Below are 25,510 nucleotides of genomic sequence, written 5' to 3'. Positions count from 1 at the left end.
TTTCAAAACTGTTGAAAAAAAATGAAGGCAGGGAGTTCCCTGCCTTCTATATCAGCCTGTGTTCTCCAAACAGAAGTGGTTGTTCGTCTTTCAGCAGCTTTTGCCTTCTCACCGTTCCAACGTAGACGATGTGATCTCCCGCTTCGAACCTGCCCGCTTTTTCGCACTCAAGATATGCGATCGTTCCCTCTGGAATCGGAAGGTTTCCTTCACTCATTGTGTAGGAGTATTTTTTGAATTTGTCGGTTGTTCTTCCGGAAACAGTTCCGAAGTACTCCGCGATTTCTTTTGCGTCCTTTCCCAATATACAGACGGCGAAAGAGTCCGACTTGTCGAGGAGTTCCCTCGTGTACCTCGTCTTTCCTATGGAAACCGCCACCATGGGAGGTTGCCAGGACACCCTCGTCACCCACGCCACGGTGATACCGTTCATTTTACCATCGACGTTCACCGTAACTATAGCGGTGGAAGTGTAGAGTTTTCCCAGTGCGTCCATATTCTCACCCCCCAGAAAATGGTATCATACACCATGATGGAGGTGAAAGTGTGAGCTTTGTTTCCTTTGGAAGGAAGGTCTTCCTTCCTCGAGAACGAATCGTTGCGGTGATGCCCGTCAGCACTGCCATGGAAAAGAAGTTGAAAAATATAGACTTCTACGCAAACAAAATAATAAACGCCACTTTCGGCAAGCAGGCGAAAACGGCGGTCATCATGGACAGCGGTCACGTGGTTCTCATTCCCACAAGGTACAGGATAGCGGTTCGTGTCATATGGGGAAGGAGGAGAAGATGAAGAGGACCCTGACAGCGTTACTGGTCGTTCTTGGGGTTCTTCTTCTTTCGATCTTCCTTGTGAAGGTGTTCAGTGGCGAGATTCTTGTGAGAAGATACATCTTCAGAATCGGCGGTTTTGAACTTCGATGGTATTCAACCCTCATCCTGACAGGATTTCTCCTCAGCTATTTCCTGGCCAGAAAAAGGGCAAAGAAAGAAGGAATCAATGTGGAAGAGTTCGACGAACTGGTCTTCTATGGAGCAATTTTTGGCATCGTGGGAGCCCGGCTCTATTACGTTCTCTTCAACCTGAGATACTACAGGAGTTTCTGGGACGTTTTGAAGATCTGGGAGGGTGGTCTTGCCATACACGGAGCCATAATCGGTGCTCTGATAACGGGTTTTCTCTACATCGTTTTTAAGAGGCCTTCCTTTTCATTTTTGCAGGCAACGGATCTTTTCACCTCCGTTCTTCCACTGGGACAGGCGATAGGCAGATGGGGCAACTTTTTCAACTACGAGGCCTTTGGAGTGCCAACGAATCTTCCCTGGAAGATGTTCGTTCCTGAACCTTACAGGCCCGTTCTGTACAGGGATTACTCCTTTTTCCATCCAACCTTTCTGTACGAATCTGTCTGGGACCTTCTGGTGTTTTTTATGTTGAGCGTGTATTACAGAAAATACCGCAAGAGACCGGGGGAGATAACCTGCCTTTATTTTCTTTTATACTCCCTTGGAAGGATCATGATAGAAAGACTCAGGGTCGACAGTCTGATGATGGGCAACATAAGGGCTGCTCAACTTTTGAGCGCTGTTTTGATTCTTCTGGGTTTCACAGGCTTTCTGATTCTGAGATCTTCGAGAGTATCGAAAACAGTTTTCTGAAAGCCCTGGACCTGTGGCTGAGTTTTTTCTTGAGTTCAGGCATTTCACCGAAGGTCCTGTCGTACCCTTCTGGTACGAAGAAGGGATCGTAGCCAAACCCACCCGTTCCCCTTATTTCTTCAGCTATATAACCCTCTACTCTGTCCTCTACGGAAACGAGGAGATTTCTTTGAAAATCGAAGAACGTGGCACTGCAAACAAAAGCGGCTTTTCTGTCTTTGCCTTCCAGCATCTTCAAAATTGTTTTCATTTTCTCCTCGTAGGTGTATTCTTCCATGAATCGAGCGGACATAACTCCCGGAAACCCTCCCAAAGAGTAGATAACAAGCCCAGAATCATCGGCTATCACAGGAGATTTGAGTTTTTTCCCATAAACGATCGCCTTTTTCACGGAGTTTTCCAGAAAGGTCTCTCCATCTTCGATCACTTCGATTTTCTCCGGCGAAGGTAAAATCTCTGCCCACTCTGGAGCGATTTCTTTGATCTCTTCGACTTTATGTGGGTTCGTAGTGGCAACGTAGATTCTGAATGTACCCACCATAACTCCTCCCTTTTTCAGTTTGATCAACTCCATTCTAATTCAAAAATTTTGCCACCATCTGAAATTTGGTTGTAGAATATCTCTGGAGCGGAAAAATCTGGAGGGAGGGAAATGTGTTGAAGAAGGCCTGGGTGAAAGCTCTTGTTCTGGACAGGGTGAGCAACACACCCGTTGTAATACTGGGCATAGAGGGTACCAGCAAGGTACTTCCCATCTGGATAGGAGCGTGCGAAGGTCATGCCCTTGCACTGGCCCTGGAGAAGGTGGACTTTCCCCGTCCTCTGACGCACGATCTGCTCCTGAGTGTTCTCGAATCACTTGAGGCCCGGGTGGAGAAAGTCGTAATACACTCTTTGAAGGACAACACGTTTTACGCCTCTCTGATACTGCGTGATCTCACCTACACCGACGAAGAGGACGAGGAGGCTGCCCTCATAGAGATCGACTCCAGACCATCCGACGCGATAATACTGGCCGTCAAAACCGGTGCAACCATTTTTGTGTCCGAAAACCTCGTGGAAAAGCACGCTATCGAGCTGGAGATAGGAGAAGACAGAAACGAAGAGGAGGAATTCAAAAAGTTCATCGAAAATCTCAACATAGATGTGTTCAAGCAGATGATAGAGAAGAAGAGGGAAGAAGATGAAGAAGGAAACGATTGAGAGAAGAATAGAAGAACTGGTGAAGCCGCACTTCAACCTTCTCACCGAAAGCGCGATGCAGTACTCGGTCACGGCTGGGGGTAAGAGGATTCGGCCTCTCCTTGTGCTCACCGTGGGTGAGGATATTGGGGTGGAAGAGGAGCGTCTCGTCGATGTCGCAGTTGCTGTGGAGCTATTCCATACGGCTTCTCTCGTTCACGACGATTTGCCCCCTATAGACAACGCGGATTTTCGTCGAGGGAAGCCCTCCTGCCACAGGGCCTATGGTGAGGGAATTGCACTCCTTGCGGGCGATGGCCTGTTCTTTCTGGCTTTTTCACAGATAGCAAAAGTCAGAGAACCGAAACTCTTTGAAGAATTCTCAGAAACCGCGTACAAACTTCTTCTGGGTGAGGCAATGGACGTTGAATTCGAAAGGCAAGAGAAAGAGATCTCAGTAGAAATGGTAGAGAAGATGTACTCTTTCAAAACGGGCGCACTGTTTGCCTTTTGCTTTTCCGCTCCTTTTCTCCTGAAAGGCCTCGACCATACCTTCGTGAAGAAACTGGGGGAGAAGTTTGGAGTTGCTTTTCAGATATACGACGATTTAAAGGATGTCCTTGGCTCACTCGAGAAGTTAGGAAAAGATGTGGGAAAGGATGTTAAAAAGGTCACGCTGGTCAAAAAGATGGGGGTTCAGAAGGCAAAGCAGCTTGCCGATAAATACTACGAGGAGGTACTGGAGGCTCTGGAATCAGAGGGACTTCACAGAACCTTCGATTTCTTGAGGAATTTGAAAAAAATGGTGGAGGAAAGATGAGCCTGCTGAAAAAGATCCTGGAGATTCTTCTGAGAAGGAAAATCGTTCTCATATCGTTCCTTGTCGTTCTGGGAGCAGTTTTGATACTGTTCTTTCTTTTTCAGAAAGAGGCTTCCCTCAGGGTTGGGAAAGAGGGAGCGGAATCGGGTTTCATCAATCTCAAGGTGGAGGTACCGAGCGGGGCCTTTGGAAAGCAAAAAGTTCTGAAGATAACCAGAATATCAGGTGACGAGAGAAGAAAGTATTCCGACGCGTTCATAGGGGATCTTTACAGAGTGGAATTCGCTGACGGAGTGAACGAGTTCGCTTTAAAGCCCATTCACCTCAAATATTATTTCGATTCCCAATACTTCAGGGGTGAGAACTACAACAACCTTGCCCTCGCTTACGCAACGGATGATGGAGGATACCGGGTTATCCCTGGTTCAATGATAGGAAAAGACGAAAGGGGATACTTTGTTGAGGCCTTCACCTATCATCTTTCTGTTTTTGGTCTGGTGATGAAAACCGCTGGTTTTCAGAAGCATGGCGTGACTCTTCTGAGAGAGATGGTAACCAGTCCTGCTCCGGCTGTCCTGATAGTGCCGGGGGAAGATCCCACCTTCAAAGGTTCTGTCGGTGATGGTAACATATGGGAGGCCGTGTTTCCCGATCGAACGCTGATGATCTATGAGTACGCTCTTTACGATTCGAGATCTCTTTCCTACAGTGAAGCGTACAGGGAATTTGTGAGGAAGGAAGGACGAAGAAGTTTCATCGACTTTGAGGCGGACTTTCTCTCGAAAGAACTGCTTGAACTCTCGAGGTACGATTTCGACATCCTTGCCCATGGAACGGGTGGTTTGATTGTTTTGAGGATGCTTCAGCGCCATCCTGAGGTGGGGAACGTCAGAAGGGTCGTTCTTTTTTCCACTCCAGTGCGTGGAACCAACGTGGTCAACCCACTGTATTTTTCCTCGATGTTTTTCGAAAAAGATCCAGAGGTGCTCAGTGGAATCTTTGGAGTGGAGTGGACGAAGTTGAAGATGATGACACTTCACATCAGAAACCTCATAGATACTCTGGGAGAGGTGGCACTGGAAATCCTGCCTGATTCTTCGTTGATAAGACAACTGGAAAATTTCAACGGGAAAGATGTGGAAATATTTTCCATCTGTGGAGACACTCCCCCCTACGGTGTCGATGTTTCGGGAACCGAACTGGAGAAGTTCTATCCGGAGTTTGTGAAAGAAAACGGCGACGGATTTGTTTCCATCCAATCGTGTAGAATAGGCAAAACACTGCAACTGAAAGGAAGCTTCTACGATCTTTACTCGCAGAGAGAGAACCTGTCACGGGTGGAAGAACTCCTAGGCTACGAAACTCCCGTTTTCTCCGGGTTCAAAGATGACAGTTACAGAGAGTACCTCCCAGTACAAAATCCAGAGATCTCTTCAGAGAGCCTCAGTCCCCAGGAGGAAAAAGTAGAAGTTGAAAAGAAAGTGTTCCCTCAAAAGTTTCTATCGAAAAATTTCCTGAGGCGGGTTCGATCGCTGACACTATCTTCCTACACAGCGGGATCGACTCTTGGGAAGGATGTGTATGTCGCCACCGGCTCGGGTGTTCTGATGTGGGACAGAGAGATGTTCAAGGGAAGCGTGAAATTTTTCAAGAAGGTGAACGATTACATCTCTTTTCTGAGTAAAGGTGATATATACCTGATAGACAGAGTAGGAATAAGCAGGTACGCACCCTTCCCTGTGAACGTTGATGTAGAAGATGCTTTGATAACAAAAGATGCCATTCTCTATGCACAGATGGTTCCAGGTGGTGTGAGGTACTACCTTTTCGAAGATGGAAAAGAGAAGCTTCTTGCCACTTCACCTGGAATCGGAGTTTCCATAAAAGAAGAGAATGGAAGGTATCTACTTTTGAGTAGCAAGGAGATCATCGTTCTCGATGAAGATTTCGCTGAAAAAGAGAGAGTACTGAGTTCTTTATTTGGAGATGGTGCAGACATAGTCGATGGAACTTTCGTGGATGACGCCCTTTACATACTTTTGAGTGATGGTTCTGTTGCTTATGTCTCAGGAGAGAAATTGGAAATGGGGCATCTGGCACTCTCCGTTCCAGTAAAGATTCTGCGCTTTCAGGAAAAGATATTCGCCATCGGTGAAAATGAGGTAATAGACGTAACAGAGGGAGTCAGGCAGAGTTTCACAAGAAAGATCGTTGACGCATTTGCGGGTGAGGAAGGAATTTTCATTGTGTTTGAGGAGAAGGTGGGAGTATCTCTGGAAGAATGGCGTGTAGAAGGTTGATGCTCCTTTTTTTTCTACTGCTTTCTCTGACGATCTTCTCGAACGATCTTTACACAAACGCCCTGAACGCTTATCTCGAAGGAGACTACAGAAGGGCGTTGAGGTTGTTCGAAGAATCCCTCCAGAAAGATCCGACGATCGAGGAAAGAGATCCTCTTGTGAAGTTGAAAATGGGAATATGTGCCTATGCGATAGGTGACTACGAGAAGGCAAGGGCGTATCTGTCGAACTTTCCAGACAACGTGATAGCCAGAGAGATATTGAACAGACTCAACGTTCCACAGGAAGAGTGGGAAAAGTACGTGAGATCGAAGGCACCATCCGGGAAGTCGAAAACCACCGAGACATCGAAGGGTTTTCCTACATGGCTTTCGATAGTTGTTTCAGGTGGAACGTTCCTGGCCGTCTTTCTCCTGCAAAGGTTGCTTATCAAGCGTATCACGAGAACACCGGAAACTGCAAAAGAAGCAGGAAAAACACTCGAAGAACCTGAAGCCATTCCAGAGGAAATTCCCGCTCTGGAAGAGAAAAAAGAGGCAGACGAGAGGCTCGACGTTCTTGAAGAACTTCTTGGAAGAATTCAGGAAGAAAATACTGGAGAGGAAAGCCTCGATGTGGAAGAGGCTTTGAAAAAAGCAAGAGAAATCTACGAAAGATCCGAGGAAGTACCCGACGATTTGACGGCTGAAGAGGCGAATCTGGATGTAGAGGAAACTCTCAAAGAACTTGAAGCCAAAGAAGAGTACACCGAAGAAGATGCCAGAAAGCTCGTTCTGGCCTTGAAAAAGAAACTAAGGGAGGAATAAAGGTGTGGTACTTTTTTTCTGGTGTTCTCATGGGAGCAGCGAACATCATACCGGGAGTCAGTGGGGGAACCATTGCGGTTCTGATGGGTATATACGACAGGTTGATAGAGGCGATAAATTCTCTGTTTTCAAGAGATTTCAAATCTTTGAAGATTCTCCTTCCCGCTGGGTTTGGGCTGCTTGCTGGAGTGTTCGGGTTTGCCAGACTCCTTGAGATCTCTCTGATCAGATATCCTGTCCCGACTCACTTCTTCTTCGTTGGTCTTGTGATCGTGAGTTTTGTGAAGGCAAAGGAGTTTTTTTCTCTTTCTCTGAAGAATCTGATTTTTTTCATTTTCGGTATTTTGTGTGTCCTTCTGCTTTCTTTTTCAGGTGGTGCTGAAAGCGGCGGGGAAGGACTTTTCGTTCTTCCTGTGGCAGGCTTTGTGGCTGCAGCGGCGATGGTAGTGCCTGGTATCAGCGGTTCTCTGATTCTTCTGATGTTTGGTGTGTACGATTCCATTCTCTCCATGGTTTCCCATCTTCTTATCGATAAATTGCTCATTTTCGGTGTGGGTGTGGTCCTCGGGATTTTCGTTTCTATAAAGGTCATGGGATTTCTCCTGAGAAGGTTCAGGGAAGAGACCTACAGTTTCATAGGGGGGATGATACTGGCGTCTCTCTACCGGGTGTTCCCGAAAGAGATCGTTCTGGAGGACCTTTTTCCATCTGTTCTGACCCTTTCTGCGTCACTCGTTTTTGGGTTTTTGCTTTTGAAACTGGAAAGGAGATTATCTGCGGCTCAGAATCCTTAATGCTTCTTTGATAACTTCGGACGTGGACATGCCGTCCTTGAGTACTTCCTTTATGGCCTTTCTTGCCTGTTTTTCTGGATAGCCGAGAGAAACCAGGGCCTCCAGGGATTCATGGTAGGTCTTCAGGTCTTTTAATACAGTGCTTTCGAACTTTCCCTTCAATTCCATGACGATTCGCTCGGCGGTCTTTCTGCTGATTCCCGGAATCTTTGAAAGTCCCTCAACATCCTGGGAGTTGATCATCGATATCAGGGTGTCCACGTCCTCACTCGAAAGTATCTTCAGGGCTGTCTTGGGACCAAGCCTTGAGACTTTCATCAGAGAAAGAAAAAGATCCTTCTTTTTCCTATCCGAAAAACCGTAGAGAGCAACACCATCCTGAGAGACGCTCAGGAACGTGTACAGATAACACTCCCTATTCTCCTCGAGTTCCTCGCATGTCTGTGTATCGCATGCAATTTCGAAGACTATGCCGGAGTTTGTTGAGACAAAAACGGTGTTTCCATTCTTTTCCACCACTTTTCCGTAGATCCCAGCTATCACAGGTACCACTCCTCACCGATCTTTCCTGTCTCGAGGTACTCTCTGACGTAACCCACAAGAAAGAGAGACCCGCTGACGACAGTTACTGATTTTTCCTCGGCGATCTTCAGCGCTTCGAGGGGATCTTCTATGACATCGACGTTTCCCAGTATCTCCTTTGCAAGTGCAACAAACCCATCGAAATCTTTCATTCTGGGGGAAGGAACCCGTGTGAGGACGATTCTATCGAAAACGTTCCTGTATTCCTTCAAAATGCCAGCTCGATCTTTGTCGTCCAGCACACCGATGATCAGATTCAAAGGTTCTTTGAAATACAGTTTCAGCGATTTCACAAGAGACCTCGCACCGTGGGGATTGTGAGCTCCATCCAGAATGAATCTTTTTCCGTCCTTTTCAATCACTTCGAATCTTCCAAGATTTTTCGCCTTTTTCAAGCCTTCCCGGATCGCCGACTCGCTCACCGAAAGATCGATCGCTTCCAGCGCTTTCAAAGCAACCCCCGCGTTTGTCAACTGATGAGGTCCGTTCATCGTCAAAACAAGGTCTTTCAACACTTTGTCTCCCAGGTAGCTGAACCTGTTTTCGAAGAGTTTCAACGATTCAACCTCCACGGCGAAATCTCTGTTGAGAGCGTACACTTTCGATCCTTTCTTTCTCGCCACCTCTTCTATCACTTTCAGTGCTTCTGTCTTTTCTTCTCCGGTGACAACTGGAACAGAGTTTTTTATTATCCCGGATTTTTCCCAGGCGATCTGTTCGATGGTTGTTCCCAGTACCTTCTCGTGATCCCTATCCACTGTTACGATGATCGAGCAGAGTGGGGATACGACGTTTGTGGCATCCAGACGTCCTCCAAGCCCAACCTCCACAACGGCCACATCAACATTTTTCTCTGCAAAATAGAGAAAGGCCATCGCCGTGACCGTCTCGAAGAAACTGGGAGAAAACACTTCGTTCTCATCCAGACGTTTCAAAACGGGTTCCATTTGCTGATAGATCCTTTCTACATCTTCCTCGGAGATGAACTCTTCGTTCAACCTGATCCTCTCTCTGAAGGTGCTGAGATGTGGTGAGTAATACGAACCCACCCTGTACCCCTGTGCTATGAGAACGTTGCTGATCATGTTCGTGACGGAACCTTTGCCATTTGTTCCTCCAACGTGAATGACCCGGTACTTCGTGTGGGGATTTCCAAGAAGGGAAAGAAGCAGAGAGATCCTCTCAAGACCCGGTTTTATCTTACTCATAGGGCGCTTGTGGTAGAGATATCTCAAAATGTCCAGGTATCCCATTTATCGACTCTCACCCCATATCAGATTTTTAAAGGACGTTCCATTTTCCAGAGGAGGTACACCAAACATGTCGGCGATCGTCTGTCCAAGATCCGCGAAGGTTTCTCTGACTCCAATGTACACATCTTTCTTCAATTTCCTGCCGTACCCAAGGAGGGGAACCATCTCCCTGGAGTGGTCTGTTGAAGGCGTCGTCGGATCACATCCGTGATCCGCTGTTATGAACAGCACATCATCCTCTTCCATAGCCTGGAAGATCTCGGGAAGTCTTTCATCAAATTCTTCGAGGGCTCTCGCGTAGGCAACATAGTTGTTTCTGTGGCCGTATTTGGTGTCGAAGTCCACCAGGTTCGTGAACACCAGGCACCTGTGTCTTTTTTCTTTCATGAGGAGGATCGTTTTGTCGATTCCATCGTTGTTGTCCTTTGTTTTGTAATTTTCCGTAACACCTCTTCCAGCGAATATATCGGCTATCTTCCCCACACCATAGACAGGTATGCCGTTCTCTGTCAGGACGTCAAGAAGAGTTCTGCCCTCCGGTTCCAGTGAAAAATCCTTTCTCTCTGGTGTTCTGATGTAGTTGGGCCACTCTCCAGTGAACGGTCTTGCGATGACCCTGGCCACTTTGTATCCCATCTCGTCCAGGAGTTCTCTCGCTATCTGGCAGTATCTGTAGAGTTCTTCTAGAGGTACGATTTCTTTCTTGGCGGCTATTTGGAACACACTGTCAGCAGAGGTATAGACGATCAATGCTCCCGTTTTTTCGTGTATCGGTCCCAGCTCTTTTATTATTTCCGTTCCCGATGCGGGTTTGTTTCCTATCACTTTTCTTCCTGTCCTTCTTTCGAACTCTTCTATCAGTTCCTTTGGAAATCCTTCCGGAAAGAGGTCGAACGGTTTTTTCAGGATAACACCGGCAATCTCCCAGTGGCCTGTAGTTGTATCTTTGCCGGGGCTCTTTTCCATCATCTTTCCGTAAACACCCTCAGACGGTTTCACGGGTTTGACTCCTGGTATGTTGTCCAGATTGCCAAGTCCAAGTCTTTCCATGTTCGGCAGGTGAAGTCCTCCCACTGCCCTTGCCGTGTTCACGAGTGTGTTACTTCCCTCATCTCCGTACAGATGAGCGTCTGGCATCGCACCGATTCCGACACTGTCCAGAACGATCAGAACCACTCGCATACTCTCATCTCCTTTTTTCCTGAAAGATTCTATCACGAAGCACGGAAGAATTTGATATTATTAGTAGAGAGCAGAGAAAAATCAGGAGGTGCGTCTATGAAGGAGTATAGGCCCCAGGAAATAGAAGAAAAATGGCAGAAAGTTTGGGAAGAAAAGGGAGTGTTTCACACCCCACAGCGTTCTGAAAAACCGAAATACTACGCCCTTGTGATGTTTCCCTATCCCTCCGGAACACTCCATGTGGGACATGTGAAAAACTACGTCATAGGAGACATCGTTGCCAGGTACAAGAGGATGAGAGGATACAACGTTCTCCATCCGTTTGGCTACGATGCCTTCGGATTGCCTGCAGAGAACGCGGCGATCGAGAAGGGAATACACCCTGAGGAGTGGACCAGGAAGAACATTTCCATCATCAGAAAACAGGTGAAGAGACTGGGTATAAGCTACGACTGGAACAGAGAAATTGCAACTTGTGACGAGGAGTACTACAAATGGACTCAGTGGATATTCCTCCAGCTCTACAAGAACGGACTTGCTTACAAGAAAAAGGCAGCCGTCAATTGGTGTCCAAAGTGCAAGACCGTCCTTGCCAACGAACAGGTGAAGGATGGAAAATGTGAAAGGTGTGGAACGAGTGTGACCATAAAGCACCTTGAACAGTGGTTCTTCAAAATAACCGATTACGCGGAAAGACTGCTGAACGATCTGGAAAAGCTTACTGGCTGGCCCGAACACGTCAAGACGATGCAGAGAAACTGGATAGGAAAGAGCACGGGTGCAGAGATAGAGTTCCCCGTCGAGGGATCGGACACGAAAATAAGAGTCTTCACAACAAGACCCGACACGCTCTGGGGTGTCACTTTCATGGCACTGGCACCGGAGTCACCACTCGTGGAAGAACTGGTGCCCGATGACAGAAAGGAGGAACTTCAGGCGTTTCTGGAACGTGTAAAACAGCAGGACAGATTCAAGAGAACGTCCGTGGAGGCGGAAAAAGAGGGATTCTTCCTAGGAAGGTATGCGGTGAATCCGGTGAACGGAGAGAGAGTACCCATCTACGTTGCAAACTACATACTCATGGAGTACGGAACGGGTGCCATCATGGGGGTGCCGGCTCACGATCAGAGGGACTTCGCCTTTGCCAGGAAATACGGAATACCCATAAAGGTGGTAATAAAACCTGTGGATGGAGAACTCGATCCGGATAAAATGGAAGAAGCATACGAAGGTGAAGGAATCATGGTCAATTCCGGACCGTTTACAGGAACTCCAAGTAAGGAAGGTATTGAAAAGGTTATAAACTGGCTTGAGGAGAAGGGAATCGGTAAGCGGTCGGTTCAGTACAAGCTCAGAGACTGGCTCATATCCCGTCAGAGATACTGGGGGGCTCCCATTCCCATCATCTACTGCGAAAAGTGCGGAACCGTTCCGGTTCCGGAAGAAGATCTTCCGGTCAGACTTCCAAAAGACGTGGAGTTTCTCCCAACCGGACAGTCTCCCCTCTCTTTCCATGAAGGCTTCAAGAAGACAAAATGTCCGATCTGCGGCGGAGAGGCCCAGAGAGAAACCGACACCATGGACACGTTCGTTGATTCCTCCTGGTACTTCCTCAGGTATGTGAATCCACATCTGGATGACAAGCCCTTCGAACCGGATGATGTGAACTACTGGCTCCCCGTGGACCAGTACATAGGTGGTGTGGAGCACGCCATTTTGCATCTGTTGTACTCGAGGTTCATAACCAAAGTACTTCACGACCTTGGATATTTGAATTTCGACGAACCTTTCACCAATCTTTTCACTCAGGGAATGATATACAAAGATGGCGCCAAGATGTCGAAGTCGAAGGGGAACGTGGTATCTCCCGACGACATGATAGAAAAGTACGGAGCAGACACCCTGAGAATGTACATACTCTTCATGGCGCCTCCGGAAAAAGATGCCGAGTGGAGTGATGCAGGTATCGAAGGAGTGCACAGATTCATCAGAAGGCTCTGGAACACATTCTACACAATTTTGCCGCACGTGAAGGAAGAAACTGTCGAAGGGCTTTCGTTGACAACTCCCGTTGAAAAGGAACTCAGAAGAAAACTGCACAGCATCATCAAAAAGATAACAGAAGATATCGAAGGCGGATTCAAGTTCAACACGGCCATCAGTGGTCTCATGGAACTGATCAACCATCTGAATCAGTACCTGAGCGGTGTACCAGAAGATCAGTGGAACAGAAAGCTTTTGAGGGAGATCGCAGAGAACCTCACACTGGTTCTATCACCGTTCGCACCACATCTGGCGGAAGAGTTCTGGCACGAGCTGGGACAGGAGGGTCTTGTTGTTCAGCAATCGTGGCCATCCTACGATCCAAAAGCCCTTGAGGTCGAAGAAATGGAGATCGCCATTCAGATAAACGGAAAAGTGAGGGACAAGATCCTTGTTCCGGTGGACATCTCAGAGGAAGAACTGAAGAAGATGGTGATGGAGAGGGAAAGAGTCAAAGAATACATCGATGGAAAGACCGTGAAGAAGTTCATCTACGTGAAGGGAAGAATAGTAAATATCGTGATATGAGGTGATAGGATGGCAGAGAAGATTCCAAAGCCCGTTTCGAAAAGACTGGTCAGTTATTACATGTGTCTTGAAAGGCTGATCGATGAGGGGGTCGAAGTGGTCTCCTCGGAAGAACTTGCAAAAAGACTTGACCTCAAGGCAAGCCAGATCAGGAAAGACCTTTCTTATTTTGGAGAGTTTGGAAAACGTGGCGTTGGATACAACGTGGAACATCTCTACAACGCAATAGGAGAAATACTCGGAGTCAAGAAAGAATGGAAACTCGTTGTTGTGGGAGCCGGAAACATAGGACGGGCAATAGCCAACTACGCCGTTATGCGTGAAAAAGGTTTCAGGATAGTCGGGATATTCGATAACGACCCCTCGAAGATTGGAAAAGAAGTGGCACCTGGTTTGATCGTGAAAGACGTGAGCGATCTGGAAAGGTTTGTCAGAGAAGAAGGAGCAGAAATAGGCGTCATCGCAGTCCCTGCTGATCACGCTCAGGGTGTGGCGGAAAGACTGGAAAAATGCGGGATCCTGGGTATTCTCAATTTTGCACCTGTCAAGATCAAAGTCTCCGTTCCCGTTGAGAACATAGACATAACGGCAGCTCTGAGGGTACTCACCTTCGAGATTGTAAGGAGGAGCAGATGAATGGAGTACGATATATACGTGAGGGTATCCAAAGAGGATGTTCATCTTCTGAACTACCTTCTGGAAGTTGAAGAGCACATGTTCAACATCAGAAAGTACGAAGACGGCATTTTGAGGATCATCACCCCCTTTCCAAAAGAAGCGATAGAACTTCTGGAAGGCTGTAAAGAGATGGTCGACCTTGAAATCATCGATGTGAGGGAGAATCCTGGAGAAGCATGAAGAGACTGACGCGAGTGAAGAAGGTGGAAGACATCAACTTCGATGAACTGGTTCGAAGGGGGTACAGATATTTTCTGTTTGACTTCGACAACACCCTTGCTCCTTGGAAAGAGAGAGAACTTCCGGAGGAGAAAAGAAAAATCCTGGAAAAACTGTCGAGCAGAGCACGGGTGGTGATCGTCTCCAACGGCAAGCCGAGGAAAGTCGATCTTCCAGCGACGTTCATCTGGAGAGCGGGAAAACCTCTGAGCTTCAAAGTATGGAGATTTTTAAAGAAAGAAAAGATAGATCCCAGACGCTGTGTGATGATAGGAGACCAGCTTTTCACCGATGTCCTAATGGGGAAGATATTTGGATTCCATGTGATAAAAGTGGAACCGATCAGTCAGAAAGAGTTCCTTGGGACGAAGATATTGAGACTCTTTGAAAAAATGCTGGAGGGACGATGCGATGAAGACAGGTGAGATGAAGATAAACTGGGTTTCCAGGTACATGCCTCTTCTGAACGAGATATCACGGGAATTTTCCGGGAAAAGGCCACTCGAAGGTGTGACTGTTGGTATGAGCATACATCTGGAAGCGAAAACGGCCTATCTTGCGCTCACACTCGCAAAACTTGGAGCGAAAGTTGTTGTCACAGGAAGCAATCCTCTTTCCACACAGGACGATGTGGCGGAGGCCCTCAGGAAAAAAGGGATCACCGTCTATGCAAAGAGAACTCACGATGAAGATGTCTACCGGCAGAATCTCATGAAGGTGCTCGATGAAAGACCCGATTTCATAATAGACGATGGCGGAGATCTCACGGTCATAGCACACACCGAAAGGACCGATGTCCTCGAGAACCTGAAGGGTGTCTCTGAAGAAACCACGACCGGCGTGAAACGCTTAAAGGCTCTTGAAAAATCCGGAAAATTGAAAGTACCGGTTGTTGCTGTGAACGACTCGAAGATGAAGTTTCTTTTCGACAACAGGTATGGAACGGGACAATCCACGTGGGATGCCATCATGAGAAACACGAATCTTCTGATCGCCGGAAAAAGGGTGGTGGTGGCCGGTTACGGCTGGTGTGGAAGGGGAATCGCCCTGAGAGCCTCCGGACTTGGTGCAAAAGTGATCGTAACGGAAGTGGATCCCGTCAGAGCGGTGGAAGCGATCATGGATGGCTTCGAAGTGATGCCGATGAAAGAGGCAGTAAAACTGGCCGATTTTGTTGTGACGGCCACGGGAAACACTGATGTACTCACCGAGGAAGATATTCTGTCGCTCAAAGACGGGGCAGTTCTGGCCAATGCGGGTCATTTCAACGTTGAAATTCCTGTAGAGACACTCGAAAGACTTGCCGTTGAGAAATTCGAAGCACGTCCGAACGTGACGGGTTACGTGTTGAAGAATGGAAAAACGGTCTTTCTCCTTGCCGAAGGTCGACTGGTCAATCTTGCAGCAGGAGACGGGCATCCCATCGAAATCATGGACCTTTCGTTCGCTCTTCAGACTTTTGCCATACTGTATCTTCTGAAAAATCACGCCAGCATGGAACCGAGAGTTTACACTCTCCCGCCCGAAGTGGATGAGAAGGTGGCCATGATGAAACTGAAATCCATGAACGTGAGAATAGACAGCCTGACAGAAAAACAAAGGAGGTATCTAGAGAGTTGGCAGTGAATTTGAAGTACCACCATTCCTGTATAAACTGCAGAGGAGTGAACACCGATGAGAGAAACGAGAGGGGACTTCCATGTGAAGTGTGTCTTCCCGAGGAGTCCCCTTCTGACATTTATGAAGCTCTTCTCGAGAGAAGAACGTTGAAAGATTATCGCTTCTATCACAGATTCTGGAGCGAGTACGAGGACTTTCGGAATTTTTTCAAGGAAATGTTTGGAAAAAATCTGACGGGGTATCAGCGTTTGTGGGCAAAAAGAACGATCCTGGGAAAAAGTTTCACGATGGTAGCACCAACGGGCGTGGGGAAAACGACGTTCGGGATGGTTGCCTCTCTGTGGCTTGCCAGGAAAGGAAAAAAGTCGGCGCTCATCTTCCCTACAGTGACACTGGTCAAGCAGACCCTCGAAAGATTGAGGAATATGTCAGAAGATGCCAAAATCATAGGATTTTATTCCTCAATGGGAAAGGAAGAGAAAAAGAAATTCGAGGAAAGTTTTGAAAAAGATGACTACCACATACTGGTCGTTTCCACACAGTTCGTCTCCAGACACAGAGAAGAGCTCTCCAGAAAGAAGTTCGATTTCGTTTTCGTGGACGATGTGGACGCAGTCCTCAAGGCCTCCCGTAACATAGACACCCTTCTCATGATGGTGGGGATCCCGGAAAATGTCATAAAGAAGGCACTCTCTGCCATCAAACAAGGAAAGATCTATGAAAGACCAGACAACTTGAAAACAGGAATCCTGGTGGTTTCCTCCGCCACGGCCAGACCACGCGGTATCAGGCCCTTGTTGTTCAGAGATCTTCTCAACTTCACCGTGGGAAGACTGGTTTCTGTCTCCCGCAACATCACGCACGTGAGAATTTCCAGAAAGTCCAGAGAACGCTTGGTGGAACTGCTCAGGGTGTTCAGAGATGGTGTCCTGATCTTCACGCAGACGGAAGAAGAGGGAAGAAATCTGGTCGATTATTTGAAAGGTCAGGGAATAAGGGTTGAGGGAACCTGGGAAAGGTTCGAGGAAAATTTCGATGCATTCAAAAACGGCGATATCGATGTTCTGGTGGGTGTACAGGCGTATTATGGGAAGCTGACAAGGGGAGTTGATCTTCCAGAGAGGATAAAGTACGTGATCTTTTGGGGAGTTCCCTCCATGAAGTTTCCTTTGGAACTCGATAGAGCTCCGAAGTTTGTCCTCACCAGGCTCCTCAGAGAATCAGGCCTGATAAAAGGTAGAGAGGTGAACGAAGAAGAACTCAGAAAACTCGCAAAATCACATTTTTCTCAGGAAGAATTTGTAGAGAGAGTGAAAGAGATCTTCAGGGGCTCTGCCGTGAGAGGAGAAGAGCTCATCATTCCCGATATTTACACCTACATTCAGGCTTCTGGAAGATCATCGAGGATACTGAACGGTGTACTTGTAAAGGGTCTAGCCGTGATCTTTGAAGAAGATGAGGAAATCTTCGAATCTTTGAGAACCCGTCTTCTCCTCGTAGCAGAGGAAGAGATTCTTGAGGAATCAGAGGTGGATTGGGAAAAACTCATTCGTGAGGTGGAAGAAAGCAGAAAGAGCCTGAAGAAGGAGTTTTCCGACACTTCCCGTTCTCTCCTGATAGTTGTGGAGTCGCCAACCAAAGCGGATACGATCTCAAAGTTCCTGGGAAAGTCCTCTTCCCGAAGAGAAAGAAATATCCTGGTCCATGAAGCTGTAACGGATGAAGGAATCATTTTGTTCACGGCAACGAGAGGACACGTTTACGATCTTGTCACCAGAGGAGGAATTCACGGGGTTGAGGAAAAAAACGGTATTTTTGTTCCTGTTTACAACTCTCTGAAAAGATGCAGAAGTTGTGGATACCAGTTCACAGAAGATCGAGAAGAATGTCCCATCTGTTCTTCAAAAGACCTCGATGACAAAACTGAGACCCTCAGAGCACTGAGGGAGATATCGCTTGAGGTTGATGAGATCCTGGTGGCAACGGACCCCGATGTCGAGGGAGAGAAAATATCCTGGGACGTGACACAGTATCTGATACCCGCCAACGGATCTCTGAAAAGAATTGAAATGCATGAAATCACAAAATACGGTTTCAAAAAGGCACGGGAGAGTGTTCGTTTTGTCGATTTCAATCTGGTGAAGGCACAGGTAGTGAGAAGAATCCAGGACAGATGGATCGGATTTGAATTGAGTGGAAAACTTCAAAAGCAATTCGGCAAACCAAACCTCTCGGCGGGCAGGGTCCAGTCCACGGTTCTGGGATGGATAGTAGATCGAGAAGAAGAGTATAGAAAAAGCGAAAAAAACTTCACACTCATCACGCTGGAAAACGGCGCACAACTCGAAGTTGAAGGGAAAGTGTCCGTCGATGCCATCAGCGTGTCGAAAGTGGAAGAAACAGAAGAAGACATTGCCCCTCCTCCACCTTACACGACTTCTTCTGCGCTCTCGGAGATATCCCAAAAACTCAGACTGGGTGTTCAGGAGACGATGGATATTCTCCAGGATCTCTTTGAGAAGGGATTCATCACCTACCACAGGACCGACTCGATCAGGGTCTCACTGGAAGGCCAGAACGTAGCACGCAGCTATCTGAGAAAGATCGGCAAAGAAGAACTCTTCACAGGAAGGAGCTGGTCAACCGAGGGGGCACACGAGGCCATCAGACCGGTGAAACCCATCGACGATAAAGAAATCGAGGAAATGATGGAAGAGGGACTGATAACGGACCTGACAAAGAAGCACCTGAGGGTTTACTCGCTCATATTCAACCGCTTTCTGGCCAGTCAGTCTTCACCTGTGAAGGTGAAGAGGCAGTCAGTCTTTTTCGATGTGGAAGGAAAGGAGTTGAAGAAGGAGTACGTGGTGGAAATTCTGAAGGACGGCTGGAATCTCTTCATGCCGTTAACAATTTCTCCACGATTCGAACACAGAAGCTACAGAATTCTTGAAAGAAAGATTTACAAAAAACACACGGTACCTCTCTTCACTCAGGCTTCTATAGTGGAAGAGATGAAGAAAAGGGGAATTGGCAGACCCTCAACTTATGCAAAAATAGTAGAGGTACTCTTCAAAAGAGGATACGTGTATGAGGATAAATACAGGAGGATCAGACCAACGAAACTGGGAGTGATGGTCTATTCGTTCCTCAAAGAAAGATACGAAAGGTTCGTAACAGAAGAGACTACTCGCAGGCTGGAAGAGATCATGGACAGGGTGGAAAAGGGAGAAGAGGATTATCAATCCACACTCAGGCTTTTGTACGAGGAAATAAAATCTCTCACGGAGGAGGGGTAATGTATGTGGCTGCTCTTTCTCATTCCTCTGGTTGCACTGGGATTTGCCGCTGCAAACTTCGCCGCTGTTGTTAAAAAACCAGAGGGTACAGATCGAATGAAGGAGATATCTTCCTACATTCGAAGTGGGGCGGATTCGTTCCTTGCGCACGAGACCAGGGCTATCTTCAAAGTTGCCATCGTCATAGCGATACTCCTCATGATCTTCACAACCTGGCAGACGGGTGTGGCGTTTCTTCTTGGAGCCGTGATGAGCGCCTCCGCCGGTATCGTGGGGATGAAGATGGCCACCAGAGCAAACGTCAGAGTGGCAGAAGCGGCCAGGACTACGAGGAAGATAGGACCCGCGTTGAAGGTGGCCTACCAGGGTGGAAGTGTCATGGGGCTTTCCGTCGGTGGGTTTGCCCTCCTTGGACTTGTTCTGGTTTACCTGATCTTTGGAAAATGGATGGGACAGCTGGACAATCTCAATATATACACCAACTGGCTTGGGATAAACTTTGTTCCTTTCGCCATGACGGTCTCTGGTTACGCCCTCGGATGCTCTATCATAGCCATGTTTGACAGGGTTGGAGGAGGAGTTTACACGAAGGCAGCGGATATGGCGGCTGACCTTGTTGGAAAGACAGAACTGAACCTTCCTGAAGACGATCCAAGGAATCCTGCCACGATAGCAGACAACGTGGGAGACAACGTGGGAGACGTTGCCGGTCTGGGAGCTGACCTTCTGGAAAGTTTCGTTGGTGCCATAGTGTCTTCCATTATCCTGGCTTCTTACATGTTCCCGATATACGTTCAAAGAGTGGGAGAAAACCTTGTTCATCAGATCCCGAAGGAAACCATACAGTCCCTCATCACCTATCCGATTCTCTTCGCACTGGTCGGTCTTGGATGTTCCATGCTTGGAATACTCTACGTGATCGTGAAAAGGCCATCTGACAATCCTCAGAGGGAACTCAACATCAGTCTCTGGACTTCCGCCATTCTCACGGTCGTTTTGACCGCTTTCCTGACATACTTTTATCTTAAGGATGCCCAGGGTCTGGATGTTGTTGGCTTCAGGTTTGGTCCCATCTCTCCGTGGTTTTCAGCGATCATAGGAATATTTGCGGGAATTTTGGTCGGTTTCTGGGCTGAGTACTACACGAGTTATCACTACAGACCAACACAGTTCCTCAGCAGATCCTCCATCGAAGGCACAGGAATGGTCATCTCGAACGGTCTTTCCCTTGGAATGAAGAGCGTGCTTCCTCCCACTTTAACGCTCGTTCTCGGTATTCTCTTCGCAGATTACTTTGCAGGGCTCTACGGAGTTGCAATCTCTGCTCTTGGAATGCTTTCCTTTGTTGCAACATCCGTTTCCGTGGACAGTTACGGACCGATAGCGGACAATGCGGGCGGAATCAGTGAGATGTGTGAACTGGACCCTGAGGTGAGGAAGATAACGGATCATCTCGATGCTGTGGGTAACACGACGGCGGCCATAGGAAAGGGATTCGCCATCGGTTCGGCTATCCTGGCGGCCCTCTCTCTCTTTGCCTCTTACATGTTCTCGCAGATCAGTCCATCGGACGTTGGAAAGCCACCTTCTCTCATACTCCTTCTGAACATGGTGGACGCGAGGGTGATAGCGGGCGCACTCCTTGGAGCGGCGATCACCTACTACTTCAGTGGTTACCTAATTTCTGCGGTCACGAAGGCCGCTATGAAGATGGTGGATGAGATCAGAAGACAGGCAAGGGAAATTCCTGGGCTTCTGGAAGGAAAGGCAAAGCCGGACTACAACAAGTGTATAGAAATCACCAGTGATAACGCTCTGAAGCAGATGGGATATCCTGCCTTCATAGCGATTCTCACGCCACTTGTGACAGGATTTCTGCTTGGACCGGAGTTCGTCGGAGGTGTGCTGATAGGGACCGTCATCAGTGGTGCCATGCTTGCCATTCTGACGGCAAATTCCGGAGGAGCCTGGGACAACGCCAAGAAGTTCCTCGAGGCGGGCAACTTGGAAGGGTACGGTAAGGGATCTGAACCTCACAAAGCCCTTGTCATAGGAGATACGGTGGGAGATCCCCTCAAGGATACGGTGGGTCCCTCTCTGGATATTCTCATAAAGATCATGTCGGTGGTTTCGGTGATAGCGGTTTCCATCTTCAAACACGTTCACCTGTTCTGATAAGAAGGGGGCTTCGGCCCCCTTTAAAATTGTGGTAGGATTCTTAGGGGGGATGACCTTGGAAAGAGAAAAGCTTCTTGCAAAGTTTGTGGAAATAGTTTCAGAGAAGATGGGAAAGAATCTGGAGACGATCGATGAAGATGTCTCTTTTGGAGAACTCGGCTTTGATTCGCTAGATGTGATAGATCTTGTCATGTTCTTCGAAGACGAGTTCGCAATAAGGATAGAGGACGAAGAGCTCGAAAGTCTTCGCAGGGTAAAAGATCTGATAGATATCGTGAGCAGAAAACTGGAGGAGGTCAACGATGAGGTATCTGAGGGCGGATGAAAGGTGCCTGATATGCAGTCTCAGGCAGGCTGAAAATCTCCTGAAGAAGACCATCAACTCCCCTGAAAAAAGATGGGTGATATTCCGGGAGATCTTCAGAGTTATGAGCGAGATGAAATGGGGAATGAAACCTCTGGAGGTCAACGGGAAGGTCCACAGGTTCATCATGGAGTACGTGAAGGAGGAGGATCCCTTCAAAGAAGAAAAGGAAAGATCGAACGAGATGGCAATGAAACTCGTTGAGATGTTCAGAACAGAGATCCTGAATTCCCCTGATCCTGTGTACTCTGCTGCGAAACTGGCAGTTTCAGGAAATTTGATAGATCTTGGTATCCCAGGCTGGAAAACAGAAGACGTCTTTGAAAAACTTCACGAAGCCTACGAAAGGCCTTTCGACAGGGAAGATTTCGAAGAGTTCAGAAACGCCCTCGAAAGTGCTTCCACACTCTTTTATATCGCAGATAACGCCGGAGAGATCGTTTTCGATAAGTTCTTCATCGAGATCATGAAGATGCAGAATCCATCGCTCGAGGTGATGGTTGCCGTTCGTGGAAAGCCGATAATAAACGACGTCACAGTCGATGATGCGAAGCAAATCAGGCTGGAAGAGGTTGCCACACTGATCGACTCCGGTGTGGAAGAGCCGGGTGTGGTCCTGGACAAAGCTACACCAGAGTTCAGAAGGATGTTTTTCGAAACAGACCTCGTCGTCTCCAAAGGACAGGGAAACTTCGAGGGTCTTTACGAGGAAGAAAGAGAGAACCTGTTCTTCCTCCTGACCGCCAAGTGTGATTTTGTGGCGGAAGTTCTGAAAGTTCCCGTAGGAGGAAAGGTGTTCATTTCCTCTTCCTCCCTCTGATCTTTTCCCGAGGAGGTGAGTAAAGTTGATAGAAAAGATCAGGGAGTACGTTCTCAGTACTCTTGGTACTCTGGTCACCGCCGTTGGTGTGGTGGTCTTTCTGATACCGAACAACATAGCTGCCGGCGGTGTGAGTGGTCTTTCGATGATACTTCATCATCTTCTTCCGCTTCCAGTGGGAATCTGGATGTACATTCTGAACGGTCTGCTCTTTCTTGTCGCCTTCCTCACCGTGGGATTCGATTTCAGTGCCAAGACGATTTACTGCACTTTCGTTTTCAACTTCTTTGTGGATTTGTTCGATCGTCTGATTCCTTTACCGAAGTACACAGGTGACGATCTGTTTCTTGCGGTCTCCTTCGGCACATTACTCACTGCCCTGGGACTTGCCATAACGTTTTCTCAGAATTCTTCCACCGGAGGAACAGACATCATAGCAAGGATCCTGAACAAATACTTCTGGATCTCCATGGGAATGGGACTTCTGATGGTGGACTTCACCATAGCGGCTCTGGCAGGTGTCACATTCAACGCGAGAACGGGAATGTACGCTCTTCTCGGTGTGATACTGAACGGTATAATGGTGGACTTCATGCTGAGAGGAATAGAGCAATCGAGTGAAGTAACCATCATTTCTGAACGGTCTGAGGAGATAAAAGATTTTGTTCTTTACAAACTTCACAGGGGTGCCACCTACGTTCCTGCGAAGGGAGCTTACACGGGCAAGGAAAGAAAAATACTCCTTGTGGTGGTAAGAAGAAGAGAGTTGAACGAACTGATCAGATTCATAAGGAAGGTAGACCCGAAAGCCTTTGTCGTAATCAAAGAAGTAAGACAGGCTCTGGGAGAGGGTTTTAAAGAACTGGAGGAGTTGTGATGTACTACGAGGCAGCGATATCGGGAACAGGAAGGACGATCTGTGTTCGATCAGAGGAACCGCTGAATCCAGGTGAGAGAATATGGGTCGGCTGGAAAGGAGAAAGGACGAAATGTTACGTGATAGGTCCTTCTTTCCAGAAGGACTCCTTCACTGTGAAGGAGCGAGATGGGAGGAGTTTTCTAACAGAAAAGCACGTTGAAATAGCAAAGTGGATCTCAAGAAGGTTCGGTTCGCCGATAGGTATGGTCTTCGATCTTTTCTTCCCGCCGGGAATCGACGATTACGTAACGGAGAAGGTGATCTCGCAAAGTCCTTTCCTCGGTTTTGAAGAGATGCTTCTTTCCGATTTTGTGAAGGATAAAGGAGAAAAAGTCCTGGAAGAGATGTTGAAGAAAGGGCTCGTGAAAATCGAAAAATCTTTCTATATAAAGGAACCCAAGCCACGTTTAAAAAAGAGAGTTTTTCTGAAAGCGTCCATTCCAGAACTGGTACGAACACCGCTGACTCTGAAGCAGAAGATGGTGGTTGAGTACCTTCAGTTCAACGGCGGAGTACTCCTGGAGGACCTTTTGAGGGATCTGGAGGTCTCCAGAAGCGTGATCGAGTCTCTCCGGGAAAAAGGAATAATAGAAGTTCTTCATCAGGACGTTCCACCGAAAAAGAGATCCAATCGAACCACTTTCAAAGAGGAACTCTCTGATGTGAACCTTTTCTTTGGGCCCGCGGGCAGTGGTAAAACAGAAGCACTCCTTCAACTTGCGGGCGAATATTCTAGAAGGGGAACAGTACTTTTTCTGGTACCTGAGGTTTCCATACTCACGCATCTGCTTTCGCGCTTGAAAGGATTGTTCCCACAGATGAGAGTGGGCATATACCACAGTTACCTATCGAAATCTAGAAAAAACCTAGAGTGGTACAGAGCTGTGGAAGGGAAGATCGATATCCTGCTCGGTACAAGAAGTGCCGTGTTTGTTCCCGTCAAAAACTTTTCTCTGATCATAGTTGACGAAGAGCACGATGAGAGTTTCTATCAGTATTCACCTCCTTCCTATGACGCGGTTGAAGTGGCAAGGGAAATTTCCAGGGTCTTTGAAGTTCCCCTGGTGATGTCTTCTGCTACTCCAGCTTTGAAGACTTACGTGGAAGCAAAAGAGGGAAAAATCAAGGTGTTCACTTTTGTAAGAAAACACGCAGACGTGTCGATAGAGGTCGTCGATATGAGGAAGGAAGAAAGGGTAGGCAGCTTTGCCAGGAAAACCCTCGATCGGATGGAAGAAACCCTGAAAGAGGGTCGGAGAGTGCTCGTCTATGTGAGAAGAAAAGGATACTGGGGAAGGGTGCAATGTGAAACCTGCGGCCACGTTTTGAAGTGCGAAGACTGTGACGTGTCTCTCGTTTTCCACCTGGATTCTAGATCACTGAAATGTCATCAGTGTGGCAGAGAGTACGGATTCGAAGAAGAATGTCCTGTTTGCGGTGGAAAACTCTCCGGGAAAGGATTTGGCACGGAAAAGATTGAAAGGGAACTGCAAAGATATTTTCCGGAAAGGAGAGTAATGAGAATAGATCGGGAAGTTGTCGAGGATGTAATGGAGGTGGAGGATTACATAAACAGGTTGATTTCCGGGGAAATAGACATTCTTGTTGGAACAAGAATGGTAACGAAGAGTTTCGATGTTCCGGAAATCGGTCTTGTGTGTGTACTTGATGTGGACTCACTCATCTTTCTACCGGATTTTTCAGCTTCGTTGAGGGTGTTTCAGTTGATTGTCCAGGTGTTCGGAAGAGCGTCCAGAAAGGGTACGGGAAGGGCTATCCTTCAAACGTACAACCCCGACGAAGAGGTGATCATGAGGGCAATAAAAGAAGATGTGGAAGGGTTCTATGAAAGAGAACTCGAAAGAAGAAAATCGTTGGGTTATCCTCCCTACAAGCACTTGATTCACATCGCACTGAAGTCAAAAGATCCGAACCAGGGAAAAAGGCTTCTGACGAGACTGAGAAATTCCCTTGACGGTGAAGAGGTTCTTGGACCTGCAGAGCACTGGATGTTCAAATTGAAAGGTTTTTATCGACACCACCTGGTGGTGAAAACGGATAAGGTGGAAGAAACCCTTTCAAAGGTGGAGAAGTACTCAAAGGTGCTGGGTTTGGATCCACTGATACTGGTGGATCCGCCTTCTCTGGAGATACCGGATTAACCTTAATGTAACTTTACCTTATCTTTTCCTTAATTGAACTGCTGTGGAAGGGGTGCTATTATTAATCTCGGCGACGTTGAGTGAAAGGGTCTTCAGAAAGCGG

Annotated in this window: 23 protein-coding genes; 18 read left to right on the top strand and 5 right to left on the bottom strand. The window is 47.5% G+C overall.

The window, feature by feature from the left end; genetic code table 11:
- Window positions 1–46 precede the first annotated feature (46 nt).
- Window positions 47–496 (bottom strand): flavin reductase family protein, encoded by a 450-nt coding sequence (locus TRQ7_RS04120; protein WP_015919025.1) that lies wholly within the window; start codon window positions 494–496, stop codon window positions 47–49.
- A gap of 50 nt (window positions 497–546) precedes the next feature.
- Here TRQ7_RS04120 and TRQ7_RS04115 point away from each other — a divergent pair, with 50 nt between their 5' ends.
- Window positions 547–792 carry a DUF370 domain-containing protein gene (locus tag TRQ7_RS04115; protein WP_038066734.1) on the top strand — a complete coding sequence of 82 codons (246 nt, stop codon included), beginning with the start codon at window positions 547–549 and terminating at the stop codon, window positions 790–792.
- Window positions 789–1,658 carry a prolipoprotein diacylglyceryl transferase gene (lgt, locus tag TRQ7_RS04110; protein WP_038066731.1) on the top strand — a complete coding sequence of 290 codons (870 nt, stop codon included), beginning with the start codon at window positions 789–791 and terminating at the stop codon, window positions 1,656–1,658. Before TRQ7_RS04115 ends, lgt begins: the two co-directional genes overlap by 4 nt.
- Here lgt and rdgB read toward each other — a convergent pair.
- Window positions 1,606–2,199 (bottom strand): RdgB/HAM1 family non-canonical purine NTP pyrophosphatase, encoded by a 594-nt coding sequence (gene rdgB, locus TRQ7_RS04105; RefSeq protein ID WP_038066873.1) that lies wholly within the window; start codon window positions 2,197–2,199, stop codon window positions 1,606–1,608. The two genes, lgt and rdgB, sit on opposite strands and share 53 nt — an antisense overlap.
- Before the next feature lie 116 nt (window positions 2,200–2,315).
- On the opposite strand from rdgB, the gene TRQ7_RS04100 reads away from it, so the two are divergent.
- The 5 genes from TRQ7_RS04100 to TRQ7_RS04080 are packed head-to-tail and all read left to right on the top strand — an operon-like array spanning window position 2,316 to window position 7,560.
- Complete coding sequence (locus TRQ7_RS04100; RefSeq protein WP_038066870.1) at window positions 2,316–2,861, top strand: bifunctional nuclease family protein; 546 nt, start codon at window positions 2,316–2,318, stop codon at window positions 2,859–2,861.
- Window positions 2,842–3,660 (top strand): polyprenyl synthetase family protein, encoded by an 819-nt coding sequence (locus TRQ7_RS04095; protein ID WP_015919021.1) that lies wholly within the window; start codon window positions 2,842–2,844, stop codon window positions 3,658–3,660. The genes TRQ7_RS04100 and TRQ7_RS04095 overlap by 20 nt, the downstream gene beginning before the upstream one ends.
- Window positions 3,657–5,960: a hypothetical protein gene (locus tag TRQ7_RS04090; protein WP_015919020.1), complete on the top strand. Its 2,304-nt coding sequence runs from the start codon at window positions 3,657–3,659 to the stop codon at window positions 5,958–5,960. The genes TRQ7_RS04095 and TRQ7_RS04090 overlap by 4 nt, the downstream gene beginning before the upstream one ends.
- Entirely contained in the window at window positions 5,942–6,766 is an 825-nt protein-coding gene (locus TRQ7_RS04085) for a tetratricopeptide repeat protein (protein WP_015919019.1), read from the top strand. The genes TRQ7_RS04090 and TRQ7_RS04085 overlap by 19 nt, the downstream gene beginning before the upstream one ends.
- Window positions 6,767–6,768: 2 nt before the next feature.
- Entirely contained in the window at window positions 6,769–7,560 is a 792-nt protein-coding gene (locus tag TRQ7_RS04080) for a DUF368 domain-containing protein (protein ID WP_041844075.1), read from the top strand.
- Here the strand turns inward: TRQ7_RS04080 and ruvA are convergent.
- From ruvA to TRQ7_RS04065, 3 genes are read right to left on the bottom strand one after another with little or no spacing between them, the layout of a single operon-like run.
- On the bottom strand, window positions 7,537–8,103 hold the full coding sequence (ruvA, locus tag TRQ7_RS04075) for a Holliday junction branch migration protein RuvA (protein WP_038066724.1): 567 nt from the start codon (window positions 8,101–8,103) through the stop codon (window positions 7,537–7,539). The genes TRQ7_RS04080 and ruvA overlap by 24 nt on opposite strands.
- Entirely contained in the window at window positions 8,100–9,395 is a 1,296-nt protein-coding gene (locus TRQ7_RS04070) for a folylpolyglutamate synthase/dihydrofolate synthase family protein (protein WP_015919016.1), read from the bottom strand. Before TRQ7_RS04070 ends, ruvA begins: the two co-directional genes overlap by 4 nt.
- Entirely contained in the window at window positions 9,396–10,577 is a 1,182-nt protein-coding gene (locus TRQ7_RS04065; protein WP_038066721.1) for a phosphopentomutase, read from the bottom strand.
- A gap of 96 nt (window positions 10,578–10,673) precedes the next feature.
- On the opposite strand from TRQ7_RS04065, the gene leuS reads away from it, so the two are divergent.
- From leuS to priA, 11 genes are read left to right on the top strand one after another with little or no spacing between them, the layout of a single operon-like run.
- A complete protein-coding gene (gene leuS, locus TRQ7_RS04060) occupies window positions 10,674–13,148 on the top strand; it encodes a leucine--tRNA ligase (protein ID WP_041844074.1) in 2,475 nt (824 codons plus the stop codon).
- A 9-nt stretch (window positions 13,149–13,157) separates the two neighbouring features.
- Window positions 13,158–13,784, top strand: coding sequence for a redox-sensing transcriptional repressor Rex (locus tag TRQ7_RS04055; RefSeq protein WP_015919013.1), 627 nt, complete (start codon window positions 13,158–13,160; stop codon window positions 13,782–13,784).
- A complete protein-coding gene (locus TRQ7_RS04050) occupies window positions 13,785–14,006 on the top strand; it encodes a DUF4911 domain-containing protein (protein WP_015919012.1) in 222 nt (73 codons plus the stop codon). It abuts the gene before it with no gap.
- Entirely contained in the window at window positions 14,003–14,470 is a 468-nt protein-coding gene (locus TRQ7_RS04045) for an HAD-IIIA family hydrolase (protein ID WP_015919011.1), read from the top strand. Before TRQ7_RS04050 ends, TRQ7_RS04045 begins: the two co-directional genes overlap by 4 nt.
- On the top strand, window positions 14,457–15,671 hold the full coding sequence (locus tag TRQ7_RS04040) for an adenosylhomocysteinase (RefSeq protein ID WP_041844073.1): 1,215 nt from the start codon (window positions 14,457–14,459) through the stop codon (window positions 15,669–15,671). Before TRQ7_RS04045 ends, TRQ7_RS04040 begins: the two co-directional genes overlap by 14 nt.
- Window positions 15,662–18,964: a reverse gyrase gene (rgy, locus tag TRQ7_RS04035; RefSeq protein ID WP_041844072.1), complete on the top strand. Its 3,303-nt coding sequence runs from the start codon at window positions 15,662–15,664 to the stop codon at window positions 18,962–18,964. Before TRQ7_RS04040 ends, rgy begins: the two co-directional genes overlap by 10 nt.
- A 3-nt stretch (window positions 18,965–18,967) precedes the next feature.
- Window positions 18,968–21,139 carry a sodium-translocating pyrophosphatase gene (locus TRQ7_RS04030; RefSeq protein WP_038066715.1) on the top strand — a complete coding sequence of 724 codons (2,172 nt, stop codon included), beginning with the start codon at window positions 18,968–18,970 and terminating at the stop codon, window positions 21,137–21,139.
- Window positions 21,140–21,197: 58 nt separating this feature from the next.
- Window positions 21,198–21,467 (top strand): acyl carrier protein, encoded by a 270-nt coding sequence (locus tag TRQ7_RS04025; protein WP_038066713.1) that lies wholly within the window; start codon window positions 21,198–21,200, stop codon window positions 21,465–21,467.
- Window positions 21,445–22,326 carry a DUF89 domain-containing protein gene (locus TRQ7_RS04020; RefSeq protein WP_015919006.1) on the top strand — a complete coding sequence of 294 codons (882 nt, stop codon included), beginning with the start codon at window positions 21,445–21,447 and terminating at the stop codon, window positions 22,324–22,326. Before TRQ7_RS04025 ends, TRQ7_RS04020 begins: the two co-directional genes overlap by 23 nt.
- Before the next feature lie 25 nt (window positions 22,327–22,351).
- Complete coding sequence (locus TRQ7_RS04015; protein WP_015919005.1) at window positions 22,352–23,203, top strand: YitT family protein; 852 nt, start codon at window positions 22,352–22,354, stop codon at window positions 23,201–23,203.
- Complete coding sequence (gene priA, locus TRQ7_RS04010; RefSeq protein WP_038066709.1) at window positions 23,203–25,407, top strand: primosomal protein N'; 2,205 nt, start codon at window positions 23,203–23,205, stop codon at window positions 25,405–25,407. Before TRQ7_RS04015 ends, priA begins: the two co-directional genes overlap by 1 nt.
- Window positions 25,408–25,510 lie beyond the last annotated feature (103 nt).

The sequence above is a fragment of the Thermotoga sp. RQ7 genome, from assembly GCF_000832145.1.
Classification (GTDB): domain Bacteria; phylum Thermotogota; class Thermotogae; order Thermotogales; family Thermotogaceae; genus Thermotoga; species Thermotoga neapolitana.
Note: the sequence above shows the minus strand (reverse complement) of the source record. Positions and strands in the feature narration are given on the sequence as shown.

Excerpts from the sequence above, each read along its gene's own strand:
- TRQ7_RS04120 (WP_015919025.1), bottom strand. The coding sequence starts at position 496 with ATGGACGCACTGGGAAAACTCTACACTTCCACCGCTATAGTTACGGTG.
- lgt (WP_038066731.1), top strand. The coding sequence starts at position 789 with ATGAAGAGGACCCTGACAGCGTTACTGGTCGTTCTTGGGGTTCTTCTT.
- rdgB (WP_038066873.1), bottom strand. The coding sequence starts at position 2,199 with ATGGTGGGTACATTCAGAATCTACGTTGCCACTACGAACCCACATAAA.
- TRQ7_RS04095 (WP_015919021.1), top strand. The coding sequence starts at position 2,842 with ATGAAGAAGGAAACGATTGAGAGAAGAATAGAAGAACTGGTGAAGCCG.
- TRQ7_RS04090 (WP_015919020.1), top strand. The coding sequence starts at position 3,657 with ATGAGCCTGCTGAAAAAGATCCTGGAGATTCTTCTGAGAAGGAAAATC.
- TRQ7_RS04085 (WP_015919019.1), top strand. The coding sequence starts at position 5,942 with ATGGCGTGTAGAAGGTTGATGCTCCTTTTTTTTCTACTGCTTTCTCTG.
- TRQ7_RS04070 (WP_015919016.1), bottom strand. The coding sequence starts at position 9,395 with ATGGGATACCTGGACATTTTGAGATATCTCTACCACAAGCGCCCTATG.
- TRQ7_RS04065 (WP_038066721.1), bottom strand. The coding sequence starts at position 10,577 with ATGCGAGTGGTTCTGATCGTTCTGGACAGTGTCGGAATCGGTGCGATG.
- leuS (WP_041844074.1), top strand. The coding sequence starts at position 10,674 with ATGAAGGAGTATAGGCCCCAGGAAATAGAAGAAAAATGGCAGAAAGTT.
- TRQ7_RS04055 (WP_015919013.1), top strand. The coding sequence starts at position 13,158 with ATGGCAGAGAAGATTCCAAAGCCCGTTTCGAAAAGACTGGTCAGTTAT.
- TRQ7_RS04050 (WP_015919012.1), top strand. The coding sequence starts at position 13,785 with ATGGAGTACGATATATACGTGAGGGTATCCAAAGAGGATGTTCATCTT.
- TRQ7_RS04045 (WP_015919011.1), top strand. The coding sequence starts at position 14,003 with ATGAAGAGACTGACGCGAGTGAAGAAGGTGGAAGACATCAACTTCGAT.
- TRQ7_RS04040 (WP_041844073.1), top strand. The coding sequence starts at position 14,457 with ATGAAGACAGGTGAGATGAAGATAAACTGGGTTTCCAGGTACATGCCT.
- TRQ7_RS04030 (WP_038066715.1), top strand. The coding sequence starts at position 18,968 with ATGTGGCTGCTCTTTCTCATTCCTCTGGTTGCACTGGGATTTGCCGCT.
- TRQ7_RS04020 (WP_015919006.1), top strand. The coding sequence starts at position 21,445 with ATGAGGTATCTGAGGGCGGATGAAAGGTGCCTGATATGCAGTCTCAGG.
- priA (WP_038066709.1), top strand. The coding sequence starts at position 23,203 with ATGTACTACGAGGCAGCGATATCGGGAACAGGAAGGACGATCTGTGTT.